This is a genomic window from Pseudomonas sp. KH_024_B2, from assembly GCF_057839965.1.
This window is the reverse complement of sequence record NZ_JBYQPS010000002.1, coordinates 355,185-374,993: the sequence shown is the minus strand read 5'-3', so window position 1 is coordinate 374,993 and position 19,809 is coordinate 355,185. Positions and strand designations below refer to the sequence as shown.

General features: G+C 52.4%; 13 protein-coding genes and 1 pseudogene. 7 read left to right on the top strand and 7 right to left on the bottom strand.

Translation table 11 applies throughout. The features are described 5' to 3' along the window. Window positions 1-41 precede the first annotated feature (41 nt). On the top strand, window positions 42-596 hold the full coding sequence (locus tag AC3I0A_RS28940; RefSeq protein WP_010466323.1) for a hypothetical protein: 555 nt from the start codon (window positions 42-44) through the stop codon (window positions 594-596). Window positions 597-724: 128 nt separating this feature from the next. Here AC3I0A_RS28940 and AC3I0A_RS28935 read toward each other — a convergent pair whose 3' ends face one another. Continuing rightward, window positions 725-1,696 (bottom strand): hypothetical protein, encoded by a 972-nt coding sequence (locus AC3I0A_RS28935; protein WP_489378675.1) that lies wholly within the window; start codon window positions 1,694-1,696, stop codon window positions 725-727. Window positions 1,697-1,711: 15 nt separating this feature from the next. Here AC3I0A_RS28935 and AC3I0A_RS28930 point away from each other — a divergent pair, with 15 nt between their 5' ends. Further along, the gene (locus AC3I0A_RS28930; RefSeq protein WP_011077862.1) at window positions 1,712-2,692 is read left to right on the top strand and encodes an IS5-like element ISPre1 family transposase; all 981 of its coding nucleotides are present in this window, start codon (window positions 1,712-1,714) and stop codon (window positions 2,690-2,692) included. A gap of 35 nt (window positions 2,693-2,727) precedes the next feature. On the opposite strand, the gene AC3I0A_RS28925 is transcribed toward AC3I0A_RS28930, so the two are convergent. Next, the gene (locus AC3I0A_RS28925; RefSeq protein WP_489378673.1) at window positions 2,728-2,988 is read right to left on the bottom strand and encodes a hypothetical protein; all 261 of its coding nucleotides are present in this window, start codon (window positions 2,986-2,988) and stop codon (window positions 2,728-2,730) included. A gap of 90 nt (window positions 2,989-3,078) precedes the next feature. Continuing rightward, window positions 3,079-3,741, bottom strand: coding sequence for a hypothetical protein (locus AC3I0A_RS28920; protein WP_010466326.1), 663 nt, complete (start codon window positions 3,739-3,741; stop codon window positions 3,079-3,081). Window positions 3,742-3,951: 210 nt separating this feature from the next. Between AC3I0A_RS28920 and AC3I0A_RS28915 the strand changes: the two genes are divergently transcribed. From AC3I0A_RS28915 to AC3I0A_RS28900, 4 genes and pseudogenes are all read left to right on the top strand, one after another. Continuing rightward, a complete protein-coding gene (locus AC3I0A_RS28915; protein WP_489378672.1) occupies window positions 3,952-8,988 on the top strand; it encodes an AAA domain-containing protein in 5,037 nt (1,678 codons plus the stop codon). Then, window positions 8,988-10,427: a hypothetical protein gene (locus tag AC3I0A_RS28910; RefSeq protein WP_010466328.1), complete on the top strand. Its 1,440-nt coding sequence runs from the start codon at window positions 8,988-8,990 to the stop codon at window positions 10,425-10,427. Before AC3I0A_RS28915 ends, AC3I0A_RS28910 begins: the two co-directional genes overlap by 1 nt. A 409-nt stretch (window positions 10,428-10,836) precedes the next feature. Continuing rightward, window positions 10,837-12,303 (top strand): YecA family protein, encoded by a 1,467-nt coding sequence (locus AC3I0A_RS28905; RefSeq protein WP_489378671.1) that lies wholly within the window; start codon window positions 10,837-10,839, stop codon window positions 12,301-12,303. 178 nt (window positions 12,304-12,481) lie between these two features. Next, window positions 12,482-13,450 (top strand): annotated as a pseudogene (locus AC3I0A_RS28900) (DUF4113 domain-containing protein); the annotation flags it as partial. Between the two features lie 34 nt (window positions 13,451-13,484). On the opposite strand, the gene AC3I0A_RS28895 reads toward AC3I0A_RS28900, so the two are convergent. Both AC3I0A_RS28895 and AC3I0A_RS28890 read right to left on the bottom strand, forming a co-directional pair. Next, window positions 13,485-14,450: a YagK/YfjJ domain-containing protein gene (locus AC3I0A_RS28895; RefSeq protein ID WP_103463463.1), complete on the bottom strand. Its 966-nt coding sequence runs from the start codon at window positions 14,448-14,450 to the stop codon at window positions 13,485-13,487. A 335-nt stretch (window positions 14,451-14,785) separates the two neighbouring features. After that, entirely contained in the window at window positions 14,786-15,031 is a 246-nt protein-coding gene (locus tag AC3I0A_RS28890; RefSeq protein WP_103463320.1) for a helix-turn-helix transcriptional regulator, read from the bottom strand. Window positions 15,032-15,145: 114 nt separating this feature from the next. Between AC3I0A_RS28890 and AC3I0A_RS28885 the strand changes: the two genes are divergently transcribed. Then, complete coding sequence (locus AC3I0A_RS28885; RefSeq protein ID WP_286978577.1) at window positions 15,146-16,813, top strand: YfjI family protein; 1,668 nt, start codon at window positions 15,146-15,148, stop codon at window positions 16,811-16,813. 92 nt (window positions 16,814-16,905) lie between these two features. Here AC3I0A_RS28885 and AC3I0A_RS28880 read toward each other — a convergent pair whose 3' ends face one another. Together AC3I0A_RS28880 and gabD are read right to left on the bottom strand one after the other, a co-directional pair. Then, on the bottom strand, window positions 16,906-17,019 hold the full coding sequence (locus AC3I0A_RS28880; protein ID WP_489378825.1) for a hypothetical protein: 114 nt from the start codon (window positions 17,017-17,019) through the stop codon (window positions 16,906-16,908). A gap of 1,308 nt (window positions 17,020-18,327) precedes the next feature. After that, the gene (gene gabD, locus AC3I0A_RS28875; RefSeq protein ID WP_489378669.1) at window positions 18,328-19,779 is read right to left on the bottom strand and encodes an NADP-dependent succinate-semialdehyde dehydrogenase; all 1,452 of its coding nucleotides are present in this window, start codon (window positions 19,777-19,779) and stop codon (window positions 18,328-18,330) included. Window positions 19,780-19,809 lie beyond the last annotated feature (30 nt).

Below are 19,809 nucleotides of genomic sequence, written 5' to 3'. Positions count from 1 at the left end.
TCCACAGTGCCCTGAAACCAATCTGAAACTGGAATTTTCAAATGGAAGCTTTAGCCATTTTCACCAGGCAAATACTCAGTCGTTCGAGTGATCACCGACGAGCCATGCAGCTTCTGGCCACAGCGAAAATTTCGAGTCAGATGATGGCCATTCTCCGTCAAGAATTGGACTCGATGGTTCGTGTCGTTTACTTACTGAATCAAGGGCCATCAAGGCGAGCGAGCTTGATTGAAGCATCGGTGAATGGGCAGCTGTGGACTCAGCCTGGCGGTCGAGGTCGCGTAACCGATCGCGAGATGGTCGAATTGGCTCAGCACCTACAAGGTTGGACGCGCTCCGTTTACACATTCGGGTGTGCATTCATTCACCTGACGAATTTGCACGATTACAACGACCGAGATCCAATGGTGCTGCTCCCCGCCGAGGAGCGCGACGCCATTCTCGCCCATTGTCGGTACTATCACGGAGGCCCAGAAAACTCGACGTTTGAAGATTTGCTGGCCTACTTGCCAAGTGTTCTCGAAAAGGTGTCGGGTAACCTTAAATGCTACCTGGAACAGTTACACGATGAGGACTCCATTGGCCAGGTGGGTTAGGGATCCAACCACCCCGCTCAGCAGAGAGTCAGGAAGAATGTCGGCGGAGTAGCGAAGGTTTTTTTGAAACCAGCATCCCGGGCGGCCCAGGACGCTTAGTACAACAAAAAAGGTATCGAGGCTCATGGTTAGCCATTCATAAGCTGCTCAAGCTCACCGATCTCATCTCCCTCAAGACCAGGGAGGAAATACATCATGTCGAAATGGAGAACACCGGGTTCATCATTAACCATCATGAACGCATTCATATCGTTCCATAGATGAATTAGGTCCTTATCGGCAGTGACGAAGAAAACGTTGTCCCCGTGATTCCGGATTTCACTCAGGAACAGAATGAGGGAATAAATGTCCAGAGCGCCATTGAAAGAGTGACCATCGCTGATGAAATTAGGTTTATTGAATTTCAATAGCTTGAGGATGGGATTGTGCCTCTCGCCGGTTACTGCTTTAAAGACAATTGCCGCGAATATCAGATGAAAGCCCTGTACGTTGGCAGCCTTGGCCAAGCTTATAATCGCTTTGAAACCCTCTAGGTTCTGCGGGACGTGATGGCCCGACTCGTATTTTCCGTAAACGGTATCAATGAACTCAAGAATTGCTTCTAGGCCTTGGAAAAAGACGGCACTCGCCTTGTGCAACTGTGGAAGCGAAGCGTCGGTCGCCTTGATCGTCAGGTTCGGGGCACGTTCCTGCATCTTGGTGGTGAAGAACCCAAGCTCTGTGCGCATTTCTTCGAGTGACGGAAGTCGCTTGTCAAACCGATTGTTTCCCTCAAGCAGAATTGGCTTGGGGTCGATAGTGATTTCCCTGTTTTGGAAGAGATCAACCACCACCTGAATGGCGTGTGGCTGAGGATTTCCTTTTTTGTCGATGTGATTCTTGACGGTGCCAAAGGCATTTTTGTCAAAAAGGACCACAGCGCCGTTCGGAATGAAGGCTAGAGGCCGCCAGCCGCCCGGTGAAAGGGCAATTGCGTCTCCTTTCGAATGTACGAACCGCGCAGGAATCTCTGAGTATTCCTTGAAGTCTTGTTTCCCATTCATTTCATAGGGAAACTCTGAAGAAGACTTCCAGATTTTGGCAAAATACCCGGATTCCACCCGCTGAGTTTCCCCATGAAGCAGATGACCTTCGCTGACGCCGAGTACGCCGGTAAGCGCAAACAAACCCGCAAAGAGTTGTTCCTGATCGAGATGGATCGGGTGGTGCCGTGGAAGGGTTTGATTGCCTTGATCGAGCCGCATTATCCCAAGGGTGAAGGCGGTCGTCCGGCCTATCCGCTGATGGCGATGCTGCGCGTGCACCTGATGCAAAACTGGTTCGGTTACAGCGATCCAGCGATGGAAGAGGCGCTGTACGAGACCACCATCCTGCGCCAGTTCGCGGGGCTGAGCTTGGAGCGTATCCCCGATGAAACCACCATCCTCAACTTCCGTCGTTTGCTGGAGAAGCACGAACTAGCCGCCGGCATCTTGGCTGTCATCAATGGCTATCTGGGCGACCGAGGGCTGTCGCTGCGCCAAGGCACGATCGTCGATGCCACGCTGATCAATGCGCCGAGTTCGACCAAGAACAAGGACGGTAAGCGCGACCCGGAAATGCATCAGACCAAGAAGGGTAACCAGTACTACTTCGGCATGAAGGCGCACATCGGTGTCGATGATGAGTCGGGCTTGGTGCACAGCGTGGTGGGCACGGCGGCCAACGTGGCCGATGTCACCCAGGTCGATAAGCTGCTGCACGGCGATGAGAACATGGTCGGTGCCGACGCGGGTTACACCGGCGTCGAGAAACGCCCTGAACATGAAGGCCGGGAGGTCATCTGGCAGATCGCCGCCCGCCGTAGTACTTACAAGAAGCTTGATAAGCGCAGTGCTTTGTACAAAGCCGCGCGCAAGATTGAGAAGGCCAAGGCTCAGGTACGAGCCAAGGTCGAGCATCCGTTCCGGGTGATCAAGCGCCAGTTCGGTTATGTGAAGGTGCGCTTCCGTGGTCTGGCGAAGAACACGGCGCAACTGGTGACGCTGTTCGCGCTGTCGAACCTGTGGATGGCGCGCCGACATTTACTGGCGAATGCAGGAGAGGTGCGCCTGTAATGTGGGAAATGGCTGCCGCGAGGTGCTCGCGGCGGCTAAAAACACAGAAATAAGCGGGTGATCTGAGCGTTTTTGATCGATTTGCCGCTTTTAAAATCGGCAGGGGCTGAAGTCAGCCAGAAATACACAACTACTTCAGACCATCCATAGGAAACGTTTCTGGCCTTGAGCTTGATCTCCTGACCTTCGTCATATTTCACATAGTCGTCCCAGTTGAAATCAACGAGATCGGCCTCGGCAAAGCTTGCAACTAATTCTTTGTCGAGTTTGAACCACAAAACGTCATTACTCGGCACCTGCGATTTCCTCTATTTGAAAAGACTATAACTAATTCGAAAATTCAGCATCAGCGTGTAGGTGAATTCCGACTGAATGTCACCATAGGTTTAACTCAAAAACTCTAGATCATCGAACTGAAGACGACTCTCCATTGTGTGGATTGCGAAATCGATGCGCTCGGAAATCGCACGCCCACGGCGTCTGAGAAGGCCTACTACATCAAGTATGAGATGAACATTGTGATAGAGCATGGCCAGCGTGCTTGGCGCGTCGCTGGAGGTGAGTTGGCCCCGCTCCAGCATGAGACGCACGTGTGCGTTTTCATCTAAGGTTACGTCGCTTGGGAACGTTAGGAACGGCACTCCAACATTGGCGGCAATCACCGAGCGGATCGTGTAGTCATATGACGCAGCAATGATGCTAGTCCTATCATCCATGCGCCAAGCCATGGACAGCTTCCAAGAAGTCTGCGCAACCCATTTTGTAGCCAAATCCGAATAATCCTGCCTAAAAAGATATTCTGATTGCTCGGATTCTATGATCTGAATCATTGCGGCTAAGTCTTTTGGATCCTCTGATACGAAACGATCTTTTACAGGCTCTAAGAGCTCCGCGATACCGTTGCCCGTGATGAAGCCTCCCGGTGTCTCACGAATTTTTTTTACCTCTTGATCCGAGCGGGTAGATGCTGACCCATTTACGTGAAATGTGGCCCGATCCGCCGCGACGATCACGCAATCCCCAACGCTTATAGTCGTAATGAAGGTCATCGTTTCTCCCAAAATTGCGGTTAAGAACTAGGTTCGCTTCACTAATTTTAGGTGGTAATGAGTCCGAGAAAGCGAAGACTGTAGGTTGGGCGGATCCCAAAAAAACGGATCCCAAAATCGCTAAATCACCCGATCTTACATTTCAGTGCGCCGCCATTTACATTAACGTATGGCAGATTGATTCCATCATGAAAACGTTTCGGGGATTGCATGGACGTACGCTATTGGGAAGGAGGTCTCCTTTCTTTTGAGATCGACGCTATCGACAAGATGGCCAAAGCATTTGGGCCCAAAGAGCTTCCTCCGGAACCGGTGGCAGGCTCTACGAAAGGAAAGTCGTTTGACGTTCTGAAACAATTGAAGAAGCCTGAGGCAGGCCATGGCGTATGGCCTTGGCGCGGCTACGCAGGTTTTCGTTTCGCGAACTCGCGGGGAGCAGACGGGGAGTTCGACCTCGTCATCGTTACCCACAGTCTCGTTCTTGTTGTCGAACTTAAGCACTGGCGCGGTGAGATCACCAACCACGGCGGTAAATGGCACCAGGACGGGAAAGAAACAGAAGTATCCCCGGTAGACAAAACCCGTAGGAAAACCTATGAGTTGAGGAAACGAATCAAGGGTCTCAAGTCTCGGCTGCCTGGCGGGAAAGAGCCTTGGATCGACTTCTGCGTTGTGCTCACCGGAAAATGCACTTTGAATCTTCCCGAGGTCGAGATGCAGCACGTCATGGTGCTGGACGACTTTCTGGAAATGGCCGATCCCAAGCGGTTTAAAGACCGATTCAACGCGCGCTCGAATATCGGCTTGAACGAGCATTTCGACTTCTTCGACGGCATCATCAATGAAGGAACGGTAAAGCCCAAAGAGCTTGTTGTTGACGACTACCGTGCGCAGTCGCAAGCGGTATTCACGCACCCAACAGACGTCTACCGAGAGTACGACGCGGTCAATATCCACAACAAGGATGACCGTGCGATGGTCCGTCTATGGGACTTTTCGAAGCTCGATGACACCCGTGCTCGAACGGCTGAAGGACGATACCGAATCCTCTCGCGCGAGAGGGATGTCATGGTCTACCTGCGGCGGCGAGATCAGGAATTGATGAATCGCTGCGCTCGCCCGAAGCGTAATACCAGCCCCGACAGTGTCACCGAGCAATATGCCGAGTTGCTTGAAATGCCCGACGGGCATTACCGTCTAAACGAGTTCATAAACCGTTTTGTAGAGCGGATGCCTGCGCATGAGCGCGTCCAGCTTTTTAAAATCCTTCTGGCTCAATTTGCTGGGCTGCATGGATTCAAAATTGCTCACCGTGATCTGGGTGACCACAGCGTGTGGTTCTCTCCATCGTCATCGATCGCTCTTTCCAACTTCATCAGCGCCTACTATCAGCCTGTAGGTACTCTCGGCGATTTGCGTACTTTGCTGAGCATCGGTGCTATCGCGCTCCCTGAAGACCAGAACACCGCGATGGAAGGCAGCACGCCATTTCGTCGTGATGTCTTCGCGCTCGGGCTGATGGGTTGGCATCTGCTTCAGGCCAGGCCCATGCCTCTGAAGCTCGACGTCGCCTACGTTGCGGGTGTTCAAGCTCAGGTTGAGTCATCAGAAGACTGGCCTGCCAAGGTGCTCGTACAAGCGTTGCAGAATGATCCGAAGGAGCGATTCGATGACGCCAGCGCATTTCAGCAGGCATTGAGCGACTCCACACCGGATAACTCCGCAAGCTTTGAATTTGATAACCGGCGACTTGACGTTTTCTCTACCGATCTACGACTGAGCTCCGCGTACCGGGAGGACGATGAGCCTATCTCCGACACGGCTGAGAAACTGATCTACCGATCGGGCCCCTTGGTCGTGAAATCGTGGCCGTCAATCAACGCCCGGGATCCCAAGGACGGTCAAGGGCCGATGTTGATGGCTTTCTTCGAAGTCCTGGAGCAACTGAAGGGCAGCGGTTTTGCCTTTTTGCCAAAAATTGAACACTTTGGTTACGATCGCAGCGGTAACCCATTCCTAGCTCAGGAGCATATCGACGGTGAGCACTGGGATGAGCTGAAGGGGTTGTCGGTTGAGACCCGTATCGCCGTCGCCCATGGGCTAATCGACGCAGTTGATGGTTTGCATGGCCAGCAATTGAGTCACGGCGATCTGCATCCACACAACGTTAAAGTAAATGTCGGTTCGGCTCCTGAAAACACTCAGGTCTACCTGCTCGACTGTCCAGATTTCTCGGCTTCAGGTACATCACCGGTCAACACCCGCTACAGCCCCGTATTGGAAAACTGTACACCAGCAGAGCGAGACAACTTCGCTGTGATGCGAATGGTGTTTGAGCTCCTGGACATGGACTGGGGCGCGCCGTCGCAGAAGGATATTCCCGCCCTGAGAGCAGCCGTTGCGCACGAAATGGATACAGAATCGGGCTTTCTTTCTTTGGACCGTTTTAAGGACGCTTTGGAGGCCGCTTTCACACCTGCAAAAACGATCGAAACCGTCTCTGTCGTTCTACGCAACAGAAGTGGCGAGGCATTTGAGATCCTGCCGGACAACGGGAAAGTATTTGTTGTCGTGAAGCCCTACCAAAGAGCCCCCACCAAAGCCCTTGAGGTGACGTTCGCAGGTGTCGGAGGGCAATTGACGGCTGAGTTCGATCCTGCTTCCAGGCATTTTGTAAATGCGTTCAAAGCCAATCAGGAGATGCGCGTTCCGGCTTATCTGGCGCGTCAGGCAAACCACCACATAGAGGCTCGGTTCAGCGTCTCGGGCGGTACCAGCGTCAATGTCTATGAGCTGACCAAGCTTCTGGCCAAAGACGAGGCATTTCTAAGCTTAGCCGCACAGGTGCATGACGCCGAAGTGCGTAAGCAAGCGGCGATTGAGGACGGTGAAAGTGTTGCGGACTCGATTACCGGTGAGGACGAGGACAACGGGCTTGCCATAGATGAGGCGCAGCTAGAAGCTGTGAAGGTGCGCAGTTTCCCTGTCAGTCAAATATGGAAAACCATCACCTCCACCGAGCTTGAGGCCCAGCCTTCTTTCCGTGTTTCCGAAGAGCCGCACTTTCACAAGGATGGCGTAGGCCTTTTGATTCCCTACGCCATGGATGCAAAGGCCCTTGAGGGGTTTGAAGCGGGAGACAACATCCGACTGATCCTCCGGGACGGGGAGAAGGATATTGATATCGGTGAGATCAACCTGGGCATGAGCGTGCGTGATGCAGTCTATGTCCCTGCCTCCAGTCGTTCAAAACGCGTACAGGCAGGCTCCCAGATGTTCATCCAAAGTCAGCAGAACAAGACATCAATGACGCGTCGTCGTGGTGCGATGGAGCGGATCCTGAACCGGCAGTCAGTGCTGCCTGACTTGATGGATTACTTCGACGAGAAATGCAAGCTGGCACCAAGGGGGTATGCTGAAGAGCCTACCGATGCGGACTTTGCAGTGTACGAACGCACCACAGCGAGTGGTACGGTCATCGGGCTGAACGAAGCCCAACGCGCCGCGTTCACGCAGCTCATCACTACAGGGCCAGTAGGCCTTTTGCAGGGACCTCCAGGGACAGGTAAAACTGAGTTCATCGCGGCCTTCATCCATTACCTGATCAGCAAGGTCGGGGTGCGAAACATCCTTCTTGTCAGCCAGTCTCATGAGGCTGTGAATACTGCAGCAGAACGGATCCGCGCGCACTGCCGTCGATTGGACACTGAGCTCAACGTTGTACGCTTCAGCAACCGCGACCATGTTGTTTCTGAGGAGCTCCTGGACGTTTATTCTCGCAACATTGTCGACCGTCAGAGAAATGGGTTTAGCGCTGAGTTGAAGGAACGCGTGGGTTCCATGGCTTCGTCGTTGGGTTTGGGCAAAGCTTTCGTCCAGACGATGGTGGATGTGAATCAGCGAGTGTTCCACTTGGTTCGGTCGTTGAAAAAGCTGGACGAGGAAATTCAGCGTGCACAAAAGGGCAACGGGGCAGATCGAAAGGCGTTGCAGACGCTGAAGTCCTCTCTGATGGGCGAGCTGAATCTGAATGCCACCTTGTTTCTTGGCGAACTGGTTGAGGGCGAAAGCACTCCCCAAGAATTACTGGAGCGCGTCTATGACCATGTCCAAACCGTTCATGGAGTTAGGCCCCCAGAGTTCAAACACTGCCTTGACCTGATTCAGCTTTCTCAGGAGTACGTTGAGCGTCTGTCGAGCAACAGGGCCAATTATGATGAGTTCCTGATGCGGTCCAGGACATTGGTTTGCGGAACGTGCGTGGGTATTGGGCTGCAACATCTCAAGCTTTCAGAAACCCACTTCGACTGGGTCATCATCGACGAAGCTGCTCGATCGGCGCCGAGTGAATTGGCGATCGCCATGCAGGTGGGCTCTCGGGTCCTGCTGGTCGGCGACCACAACCAGCTGCGCCCTACGTATGAGGAAGAACATAAGGCAGCCATTGCCCGTTCCCTGGGTGTCACCACGAGCTCAGCCGAATTCCAGCAGGTCATGCGCAGCGACTTCGAGCGAGTGTTCCAATCCCCGTATGGTCGTGCCACACGGGCGACGCTCAATACGCAGTATCGAATGCTCCCTGCGATTGGCGATCTAGTTAACGAGATCTTCTACGACATTGACCTTGAGAACGGCTACAGACCAAGTCCTGCCTATTTTTCGCAAAACGTGCCCGAGTGCCTGTCACATGTGGTCACTTGGGTCGACACCAGCGAGTTAGGCAAAAAAGCCTACGACAGCGGCACGCTGAGCCTGTCCAACAGTGCTGAAGCGGACGCTATCATCCGACTGCTGGAAGAAATCGCAGAGGACACCGAATTTTGTGCGGGCATGGCCAAGGAGATGGCCGAATCGCAAGAGCCCCCAATCGGGGTCATCTGCATGTACCTCGACCAGAGGAAACTGGTGAGAAAGAGGTTTGCCGAGAAAAACTGGTCGGAGGAGTTCCGCAAGCTCGTAAAAATCGAGACCGTCGACAGTTATCAGGGTAAAGAAAACAACATCATCATCGTCTCACTGACCCGGGCCAAAGCGGATCAATCACCTGGCTTCCTGGCGACCCCGAATCGTATCAACGTCGCGATGTCACGCGCGATGGAGCGGTTGGTCATCGTAGGCAGTTTGAAAATGTGGAGCGGTAGGAACGCGAGGCTTCCATTAGGTCAGGTAGCCAGCTTTATCCAGACGAAACAGGACACGATCAACTATTGCATCAAACCAGTGACGCCGGCCAGGAGGGTTGTCTGATGGAGCTTAACCCAGTTGTTCTATTCGAGCTGGACGTCGTGGTCCCTGCGCAACAGTTCCGTATCGAGTACACCCTTGTTGACAAAGGGGGGTTACCGGTTGTACCGGAATTCCTTCTGCGACTGCTCAAGATTTCAGCGCTGCTGCCAGCTGAAATCGGCAATTATTTTGGGTTTACAGCTCAAGAGCTGAGTTTTGCAATCACACCTTTTCTACAAACGGGCGAGCTTAAAACGCGCCCGGATGGACGAATAGAGTTGACGGATAAGGGCCGTAGCTTGTTCGCAGGCAACCATGAGTCACCGATTGTGAAACGCAAGGAAGAGCGCGAGCAGATGTTCGTGTTTGATCTCCTAACGTTTACTTGCCTGGGGAAAAGTCTAGGGGATGCAGATTCTAAAAGGTGCCTGGAATTGCAGGCACCCAGCGATACGCTCTCTGAGTCAGGTACGAAGGCCGTCGGTGCCTTCATGCGGCAAATCTACGACATTCATCGGGCTGGACACCTGGGTGGGCAGTCGCAGGATGCTGGGCCGCCGGAGCTCTACAAAGTTGCGGGTGTGCAAAAAGTAAGAGACGGTTGGGAGAAAATAGAAGAGCGCGTCAGCCTTGATGCCGACTCTCGGCTGGTACGCTTTGTCGCGAAGGAAGGGCTGCGGGAAAACGAGATCTACATGCGTCAGCGTACGGAGCAGTTGAGCCGAATGCTGGGCAGAGAAAACCTCGATCAGGTTCTGCAGCTCGCCGACATCCTGGGCGATTCGGACGCCTACGACTTCGTGTCTTCAAATGGTCTGGACCTTTCTGCCCTGTACTACAGCGCGAGTGCCGTTGCACAGGTTAGAGAGTCTTCCGGGCTGCGACTTTTTGGATCGCTACAGCTGCAGCAAAACTGGGACAGAGTTTTTTCCGTGCTGCGCAAACATCAGAAAGCAGTTCAGAGTGAATCCCACGCTGCTCCGATCAGCCTGTCCTGGATGGCTCCGGCTTCACATGAGCTCTGGGGACGCTCGGCCAGGCATGAGCAGATGTGCAGTGCGTTTTCTGATTTATCAAAAACAAAAAGCAAGGGAGGCGCGAATGATGGAAAACTTGTATTCGACGCCAAAATGCTTATCCCGGTTTCTGCCAGTGACGATTGGCCGGCGATCAAGCGCGCAAAAGCAGATTGCAATAAGGCCAGACTGCTGCTTTGTGGCTTTGTTGAGTCAGAGCAACTGGCGCCGCTTGAGGCAATCGTCATTCACGGCAAATGCGCGGTCGTGGTTTACCATTTAATTTTGCCGGCGTTGTCCCCAGTACCGATACCCTTTGGTTTCATCAGCGAGGATCCCGCCAAGATCCTTAATGTTGAAAACCTCATCAACCGCACGATGGGCGAGTACGTCACAGGTAATACACCGCGTTTCCTCGGCAGCTTCGAACCACCTGCGACCTGAGCGCTACGAACGTAGAGACACTGGCAGCAGTGGAGGGTAGAGGCGTCGATCTTTCGACCCGTGGGTCGGCTGCTTTTGCGTACACCAGATGATTGCGAACACTTTGTTAGCCCCCTCGCCGCGATGGCTGGGGGCAGCTTGATTCACCAGATTCAGATATATCCGGTCACCGATGCAGCAACCTATTCATCTACAATACTGTGATTCGAGGATAGACCGAATACTACGGTAAATTCTGGTACAGAAACGTATGCGTCTGCGGATCACACTTTGCTTGTTAATCGCAGTTTAGGAAGGTTGGCTGTAGGTGTCCGGCCAAGTTTCCTACCAATAGCGCTTATCTGAGCAGCATTGAGTCGTTACGTGGCCTGAACGTTCTCAAGCACGCAAAATAAAAAGGACGATCGAAGTGCTGAAACCCATTCTGAAGGAACCCAGTGTCAACGAGAGTGAGAGGATTCTGTCCGCAATCGTGTCAAACACGTTCTTCAGTCTCTGGTGTTATCCGAGCCTGTTCCGCTCAGTTGGTAAGGGTAAGGAATTCGCCGACCTCACCATTTTCTTCAACAACACCCTGATCATTTTCTCCGACAAAGGCCACGTCAACTTTCAAGAGCAAAATGATGTCCAGTTGGCCTGGAGCCGCTGGTATCGGGCTGCAGTCAGGGAGTCTGCAAAGCAATTGTACGGGGCTGAGAGTTTCGTCAGAAACCACCCCGACAAGCTCTTCCTCAACTCCAGGCTGGAGGATCCGTTCCCGTTCGATTTGACCAAGCCAGGGTTGAAGATCCATCTTGTAGCGGTCACGGGCGGGATTGGTCAGCACGCCCAGCGTTTCTTTAATTCGGTAGGGCCCGGTAGTAATGGAACGTTGGTGTATCACTATGAGGTTTCTGAAAATTATTTGCTGGAAAAGCCTTTCATCGTAGGCGATGTCGATCCACGAAAAACATTCGTCCATGTGCTTGATGAAAGCGGTCTGAAGCTACTGTTCGAGGAGCTTTGTACACCGGCAGATTTCATCCACTATCTAGAGACCAAGGAACGGGCTATTCGGAGTGGAAGCTTCCTATCCAGCGCTGGGGAGGAAGAGACGCTCGCAACATATTTGCAAGGAGATGGTGGGTACGGTTTCGGCGATCTCAGAGTACCGACAGGCTACGAAGGCCACTCTTTCAGGATCCCAGAAGGGGAATGGAAGCATTACCGGCAGACAGTGGCTTACGCGCTCCGGCATGGCCATAAGAAAAACGCAAAGCTCTGGAACGAGATCATCGCTCGCTTCGCTGATGCCATTACCGATGCATGCGTAGGTGAGGCCAAGGATCTTCCTTTCATTGGCCATTCAAATGCTCTTCAGATTTTGGCGTCCGAGAACCTACATTCAAGCAGCTTTCTAGCATCGGCCTTGTTCGAGAAGTTCGGATTGGTGCCCAAAGGCATCCGCTCTGCGCGGACGGCACCGTCCACTGCTAAGCCTGACAGGTTGTATGTATTCGTGTTCTTCCCTTGGGACGATAGCTTTACGTCATATCAGGAATACCGAGAGGCACGGACGGGGTGCATGCAGCTGTACGCATACGTCGCGATGTACAAATACCAGAAGGCGAAGGAGATATTGATATTCGGAGCTGACACCAAAGGCGGACAAGGTGGATCTGAGACGATCTTTGCCGTTGATGGAACTGTTCCCCTTACAAGCGGGGAGCGGGAGATGGCTCAAAAAGCGATGAAGACTTTAAATATCCTAGATAACGTTTCGGAGAGAGTGATCCGAACATCCCATTCAGACGCTGATGTCGGACGAAATGATCCGTGTCCATGCGGATCGCAGAGAAAATACAAAAAGTGCTGCATGGTTACTGGCATGCATTGAGCTCTGGAGTTTTCGCGGAATGCAGCAAATAAACGGTCGGATCCATGCAATGGCGTATGGACACACTTTCGTTTTTTCGCGGGAAAATGGAGCTGAAGTATGGACATCGGGGATTAATGGCAAAAACAGACCATGACTGCCCTGTGGCTATGTCCATAGCCCACAATCTTTCCTTTAAATTGATGAGGCATTTGCCGATCTGACCGGCATGCCGGAATCACTGGAAACCCTTTCCAGAACACTACAATGCGATATCAAACAGAAAACCGGCATACCCGTGGGCATCGGTATCGCCGGCACTAAAACCTTGGCCAAGTTAGCCAACCACGCGGCCAAGCGCTGGCAACGACAAACTGGCGGTGTGGTTGATCTACGAGACCCTGTGCGACGCGACAAACTGCTCAAGGTCATACCAGTAGAGGATGTCTGGGGCATCGGCAGACGCATGCAGGTGCACCTCAACGCACTGGGCATCAAAACTGCCTGGGATCTGGCCTGTAGTGACGCCTGGGAACTGCGTAAGCGCTTCAATGTGATCATCGAGAAAACTGCGCGAGAGCTTCGCGGCACCGCCTGCCTAGAGCTTGAAGAAGCCGCGCCGGCAAAGCAGGAAATCTGCTGTAGTAGATCGTTTGGCAAGCGCTTGAAGACCATCGGACCGATTCAGGAAGCCGCCACCGCCTACGCCACCCGTGCGGCTGAAAAACTGCGCCAGCAGGGCTCACTGTGCCGGCAGATTCGCGTCAGCCTGCGTACCGGCATGTTCAACCCGACTGAGGCCAAATATGCAAATGGCCTACTTTGCCAGCTGCCCTACCCGACCGACGACACGCGCCTGATTATTGCAGCCGCCAGAGAAGGCATCAGCCGGCTATACCGGGATGGGTTCAGCTACGCCAAGGCACAGGTACTGCTGCTGGATCTGTGCCGACGAGATGAGTACACGCCGGATCTATTTACCCCTGAGCAACCGGTGAAGACTGAGCGGTTGATGAGCGCGTTAGACGCTATCAACAATCGATGGGGGCGCGGAACCTTGCAACCTGGGCGACTAGCCAAGCAAGCTGAATGGGGCATGCGCAGGGAAATGCTTTCGCCTGCGTACACCACTCAGTGGTCAGGCCTACTGGTAGCAAAGGCCAAGTAGCGTTGCAGCTAGAAGTATGCAGAGATACTCACCATCAACGGAAACGTTTCAGATTGCCCTTACGCAGGCATCGAGCCCCCACAGGTTTCAAGCGCAGGTGCTGGGCATCCTTGACCAGGTAACTCATTGCCCTGTGGATATGAGGCCGAATCGATAGATTCCGCCTCTGGATGTGGCCAATGCCGCACTTTTCGCCATATTGCTCCTTGTCGTGATTACAGCTGTGCGTGTAGCCCTGGCCATGGGTAATGTCTTGCCACAGCTCACCGATCTGGATGGCCTTGTAGACATCTCCACGCACCTCGTTGCCATTGAAAAAGTAGGCCGCATGAATGTGGTATCCCCGTCCATCATTCCGATCACCTTGCTCGACCGAGTAAATGTGGCCGATAAGATCGTCGAAAACCGGATTACGTTTATGCTCAGCGACTAACTGCCCAAGATCATCGAAGACGTGCTCGGCGCGAAGCCTCGCCTGCGCTTCGGAGCGGTAGTAAAGATCGACCCGAACTATGGTGATACGCGAGTAAAGCGCCATCAGAGCGTTCACGTAATCTGCGATTTCCATTTCCTGCTTACGTGCCTCACCGCGACGATCACCTTTCTTACGCCGATACCGCAACTGCCGGGTCAGCTGACGGATCCGTGCTACAAGAACGTTCATGCTTTGGTGGTGATCTAGGTAGGCGGTCCCCCGTTCATTCAGACAGACAGGACCATCAAGATCACGCACAAGACCTACGTCCTGAAAAGCCTCCCTAAACGCCTGCAGGTGCTCGCTGTAGCGGTACTCAACGCGATCATCAAAAAGGTCGATCATCTGTTGAATGTGGGTGAAATGCCGGGAGAGTCTGGTCTGCTCGACGTGCTCGTAACCTGAGCGGCTTTGCGTTATGCGAAATGCCGGTGTGTCGGACTTTTCGATGGCCTGGACCAGTGACTCAATCTGTAGGGCAATATCAGATTGAGAGGGGTGAGTGTAATTATTCCGGTTGGTCATGGTGGGCACCTGGTTGGTTGTTTTCATACCAAGTACGTGATGTGTTTCTTTTTACTGGTCTTCTTTTCCTCTGATGGTGGTCAGTGGTGAGGGATAGTGATGGTAGTTACTACTAAGCAGATATATTAGATAGTTAATAGCTATATCAATAGATGCAGTTCTATCCACCTCCGACCCTCCCGACCAGGCCGGCCAATGGGGAGCAACATTGCCGAGCCTGTCGAGAGATTTATTGCATTGCGTACTGGGAGAGTTAGCTGAGATCAGAGAACCCTAAGCAGCGGCATAATCGCCATGACCAGCCGTAGCAGGTCATGGCGGTAAAGTTTATTTGGCTAGCTCAAATTTTTACCTAGGCGTGTGGTGGATCCCTCAGCCATATCCCGCTCCTCGATTCTTGCCAAGATCCAATCATCGACCTCTGACTGGATCCATCCAACACCTCGCGTATTCGGTACATCTATTCCAGCGGGAGCCAAGTTGACCGGCTTAGGGAAGATCCCGTCCGCGATGTATTTGTAGATGGTTGACCTAGCAAGACCGGTCTTATCGATTACCTCTTTCAATCGCATGATTCGCATGAGCGGGCTCCTCTGTATAGCTCAGAGGATGTGCGAAGGTTGTAAAAATTAACTTGCTTATTTTTTATAAAAGCCTGCTAGAGTTGCTAGAAATAGCAGATATAGCAGGTTTACATGGAAAATATCGCACAGAATTATAGTCCAAACAGTACTGTTCCCTTCAGGGATGGCTGGCCTTGCTATGAGGAGCACAGCCTGCTGGAGTCGGCTGCCAATGAGGCCGCAAGAGAGCTTCAGGTCTCCAGAGAGATGGCCATGATGTGCGCGTTCGGCGCAATTTCTACCGCATGCCAGTCAATTGTCGATGTACAGATGCCTACAGGGCATAAGGTGCCAACATCCTTGATGTTGCTAACAATTGCTGACTCCGGTGAACGCAAAACGACCACACAAAACTATTTTTTCGAAGCAATTTACGCACTGAACAACAAGGCCTATCGATACAACGAAGAAGCACAGGAAAAACATAAAGAGCAACATCAAATCTGGACAACTGAAAAGAAATTTCTAGAGCGAAAGTATAATAAAATGGCGGCCCTAAAAGACACGACCGCCACCGAAGTCACTCTAAAAGAAATTGAAAATCACATAAGAAAAGAACCAACCCTCCCTGAGTGCGGAAAATTTCTTTATGACGACACAACTCCGCAAGCCTTAGTACAAATGCTAAATGAAAACTTACCCAACGGCTGCTTATTGACAAGTGAAGCCAACAGCATACTTAGCGGTAAAGCCCTAGGAGAACTTGACAAACTAAATACACTTTGGGACGGCGGAAGCGTTATTGTAGATAGAATCTCGAGAGAAAGCTTCATCTTGGAAGATGCCAGATTAACACTATCATTAATGGCCCAACCAATTGTAATTACTAGGTTTATGGGGAAACGAGGAGAAGAAGCTCGAGGCACTGGCTTCTTAGCACGGCTCCTTGTAGCAAAGCCTTCAGCAATGGCTGGATACAGAACTCCAAATAAGCTTTCTTCACTTCCGAGAAAAAAAGAATTTAATAATCGCACAAGAGAACTAACGACAAAACAAAGTATAACACCAAGACAAGTTTTGATTTTTTCCGAGCGCGCATCGGATATCTGGCTGGAATATAGCAAAACACTTGAAGCTGAAATGCGCGAGAATAAAATATATCATTACCTAAAGGACCATGCTTCAAAATTACTAGAAAATACAACTCGACTCGCAGCACTGCTCCACACTTTCGAACGAGAGGCGGATAGCGATATAGAAATCAGTTCATCAACACTAGAGTTCTGCTGGGCTTTCGCGAGAACTTGCTCATCCCACTTCATAAAAAATCTCGCTAGCGAGCCACAACTAGTAACAGACGCAAACAATCTAGCACACTACCTACTAAGAGAAGCATATAAGGAGCAAGAGAAGTACCAGGAGTCAGCACGAAAAAATGGAAAATCTTTATCAAGATCGAGAGAAAACCTGCCAGGCAACCTTATTATAGGGGCAAGGACAACCTTTACTTTAACAAATATAAAACAGAACGGACCAGGATCACTTAGAGGGCGAGCAAACTCTGAACGACTTGATGCAGCAATTGAGCTACTAACAAGGCTCGGCCACATAAAAAAAGAAGGTGGGCGCTACAAATTCAAGGAAACAGTTATTAGACGAAGAATTGACCCAATAGAGCCAGAGATGAAAAATGGCGAATTCATCTCAATAAAGGAACTTCCACTCTTTACCGAGCAAGAATACCACGCACCAACTGGAGGAATTTGGTCAGAACCAGAGTACTATATTAAGACTAAATAACTAATAAACTACATTACTCAAACCATATCTTTAATAGAATCCCATAGATCTCAGGCGGTTGAGTCGCTCTGCCAGGAGAGAACGCTAGGCGGTTAACGGCAGTTTCCAGCCTTATGATAACCAGCAGCTTGAGCCTCCGCCTCGCTGTTAAACTGAACGCGATTGCTGGCTACAACACTGTTATAGCTGAGGCAGCCCGTCGGCAGATGGTAGATGCGACTGCTGTCGTTCCCGATGATGCTGCCGGTGCTGGTCGAAGCCGTATCTGAAGACTTTGGAGCGGCACACCGTGCCGGCAGCTGAGAAACTAAAACCTCACAAGTCGTTCTTTAGCCCAGCGACCAATGCCGCTCGCCAGTGACGAGCGGATTGCGGCGCCCCATGACTGCAGCCGTGCGGCTTTAACTGAGCTTTTCACTTAAAGCGACTGGATACTGTCGATCCCAAGCCATAAGCAATTGCTGTTGCTGTTGCTGACAGGACATGGACATGCCATAGCGATCCTACGTGTAGAAGGTCGGGCAAGCGACCAAGCCTTTCACTTCATCACGCGGCACTGCTGCTCGCCCTACGAAATCAATGCGGGTACTACACGTTCCGTAATAAGGGACTGTGGCACCATGCCATAAAGGAAGTTGCTTCGCCTCACCGACTGACGGATAGCGGTTGGTCAGGTCAACTTTCATGGCACGGAAGACGGGGTCACCAGCTACGCAGTTCTTACGACCTTATGTGCCTCTGCTTGAAGATTTCTGCCAGTGGCTATTACGACTGGAGGGATCGTGATCCAAGCCCCGAATGCTCGCCTGATTGCGACCGAGCGAATTCAATGATGGTAAGTACGCCAACGGCCTGCTTTGCCAACTGCCCTACCCGACCGATGACACGCGTTTGATCATTGCAGCGGCACAGGAGGGAATCAAAAGGCTGTAACGAGAGGGTTTCAGCTATGCCAAAGCCCAAGTGTTGCTGCTAGACCTGTGTAAGCGTGATGAGTACACACAGGATCTATTCGCACAGGAACAGCCAGCTCGAACAGAAAAGCTAATGAGCACATTGGATGCAATCAACGGTCGCTGGGGCGCCTTAAATCATCGCACCAAACCATCTTAGAGAGAGTTCACCGTCGCCCCTAACATGGCATAGGTGATGGATATCACCTTTATCCATACCAGCAGGACTGGCTGTGAAGGCAGCATTACTTCGCCTAATCTAGCGCGGCGGGATTAAAAAGGCGCAGAGCCTAGGTGTAGGACTCCGCGCAACGCTCAATCGTTAGAAATGTTAGGCACCTAGCTCGAACAGGGGGCGCTGTCGACGCGGATACAGGCCTCCAGACTCTGGTTGCGCGGCAACAGCCGTGAGAAGTAGACGGTGACGTAGAAATAGCCCGCGTCAATCTTTGTCTGCGCCACAACCGATGTAGCATGCCCGGGTTTTATAGACCGGGCCAAGATTAATGATGCTCGCCAAGTGGGGCCTGAGCGAGAATCACGTGCCTATTCGCCGGGCTCTTAGATACCACCCAGGCAGAGGTACTTGATCTCCAGGTAATCCTCAATGCCGTACTTGGATCCTTCGCGACCCAGGCCGGATGCCTTGATACCACCGAAAGGCGCAACTTCATTGGAGATCAGCCCAGTATTGACGCCGACCATACCGTATTCTAGGGCTTCGGCCACACGGAACACGCGCCCCATATCGCGGGCATAGAAGTACGAGGCCAGGCCGAACTCGGTGTCATTGGACATCGCGATCACGTCGGCCTCGTCCTTAAAACGGAACAGCGGCGCCAGCGGACCGAAGGTTTCTTCCTTGGCTACGGCGGCGTTATTCGGTACGTCAATGAGGATGCTCGGCTCGAAGAAAGTGCCACCGAGGGCGTGCGGCTTACCACCAGCGAGTAGCTTGGCACCCTTGCTAATGGCGTCGGCAATGTGCTCCTGGACCTTGGCCACCGCCTTGGCATCGATCAGAGGGCCGGTGGTGATACCTTCGTCCAAACCGTTACCAATCTGCAACTTAGCTACCGCGATTTTCAGCTTCTCGGCGAAGGCATCGTATACGCCGTCTTGGATATACAGGCGGTTGGCGCACACGCAGGTCTGGCCATTGTTGCGGTATTTGGAGATCAGTGCGCCTTCCACTGCCTTATCAAGGTCGGCATCATCGAATACGATGAACGGCGCGTTTCCGCCCAGTTCTAGCGACACCTTTTTAATGTCCTTGGCACATTCGGCCATTAGCTGGCGACCAATTTCGGTGGAGCCAGTAAAGCTCAACTTGCGCACGATCGGGTTGCTAGTCAGTTCGCTGCCGACTTCGCCAGCACTGCCAGTGATTACACTGAACACGCCTTTGGGGATCCCGGCACGCTCGGCCAGCACTGCCAACGCCAGCGCCGAATAAGGCGTTTGCGACGCTGGCTTGAGCACCATGGTACAACCGGCGGCCAGGGCCGGGCCGGCTTTACGGGTGATCATGGCTGCCGGGAAGTTCCAGGGTGTAATCGCTGCCGTTACGCCGATGGGCTGTTTGATCACGATCAGGCGTTTGTCCGGTTGGTGGCCGGGAATTACGTCGCCATACACGCGCTTGGCTTCTTCGGCGAACCACTCAAGGAAGGACGCCGCGTAAGCAATTTCGCCCTTGGCTTCGGCAAGTGGCTTACCTTGCTCCATGGTCATGAGACGACCCAGGTCGTCCTGGTTTTCAATCATCAGTTCAAACCAGCGGCGCAGTTTGTTGGCGCGGTCTTTAGCTGTCAGTGCACGCCAGGCTGGCAGGGCATGATCTGCTGCTTCGATGGCTCGACGGGTTTCCGCTGCCCCCATCTTCGGCACACTACCCATAACTTCGTTGGTGGCCGGATTGGTGACCTGAATGGTCTGGCCGCTGTCCGCGTCCAACCAGGTTCCGTCGATATAAGCCTGTTGGCGGAACAATTGGGTATCTTTGAGTTGCATGGCGTGCTCCTTCGCAGACTGCATTCAGTG

Excerpts from the sequence above, each read along its gene's own strand:
- AC3I0A_RS28885 (WP_286978577.1), top strand. The coding sequence starts at position 15,146 with ATGGAAAATATCGCACAGAATTATAGTCCAAACAGTACTGTTCCCTTC.
- AC3I0A_RS28895 (WP_103463463.1), bottom strand. The coding sequence starts at position 14,450 with ATGACCAACCGGAATAATTACACTCACCCCTCTCAATCTGATATTGCC.
- AC3I0A_RS28920 (WP_010466326.1), bottom strand. The coding sequence starts at position 3,741 with ATGACCTTCATTACGACTATAAGCGTTGGGGATTGCGTGATCGTCGCG.
- AC3I0A_RS28890 (WP_103463320.1), bottom strand. The coding sequence starts at position 15,031 with ATGCGAATCATGCGATTGAAAGAGGTAATCGATAAGACCGGTCTTGCT.
- AC3I0A_RS28910 (WP_010466328.1), top strand. The coding sequence starts at position 8,988 with ATGGAGCTTAACCCAGTTGTTCTATTCGAGCTGGACGTCGTGGTCCCT.
- AC3I0A_RS28915 (WP_489378672.1), top strand. The coding sequence starts at position 3,952 with ATGGACGTACGCTATTGGGAAGGAGGTCTCCTTTCTTTTGAGATCGAC.
- AC3I0A_RS28940 (WP_010466323.1), top strand. The coding sequence starts at position 42 with ATGGAAGCTTTAGCCATTTTCACCAGGCAAATACTCAGTCGTTCGAGT.
- AC3I0A_RS28930 (WP_011077862.1), top strand. The coding sequence starts at position 1,712 with ATGAAGCAGATGACCTTCGCTGACGCCGAGTACGCCGGTAAGCGCAAA.
- gabD (WP_489378669.1), bottom strand. The coding sequence starts at position 19,779 with ATGCAACTCAAAGATACCCAATTGTTCCGCCAACAGGCTTATATCGAC.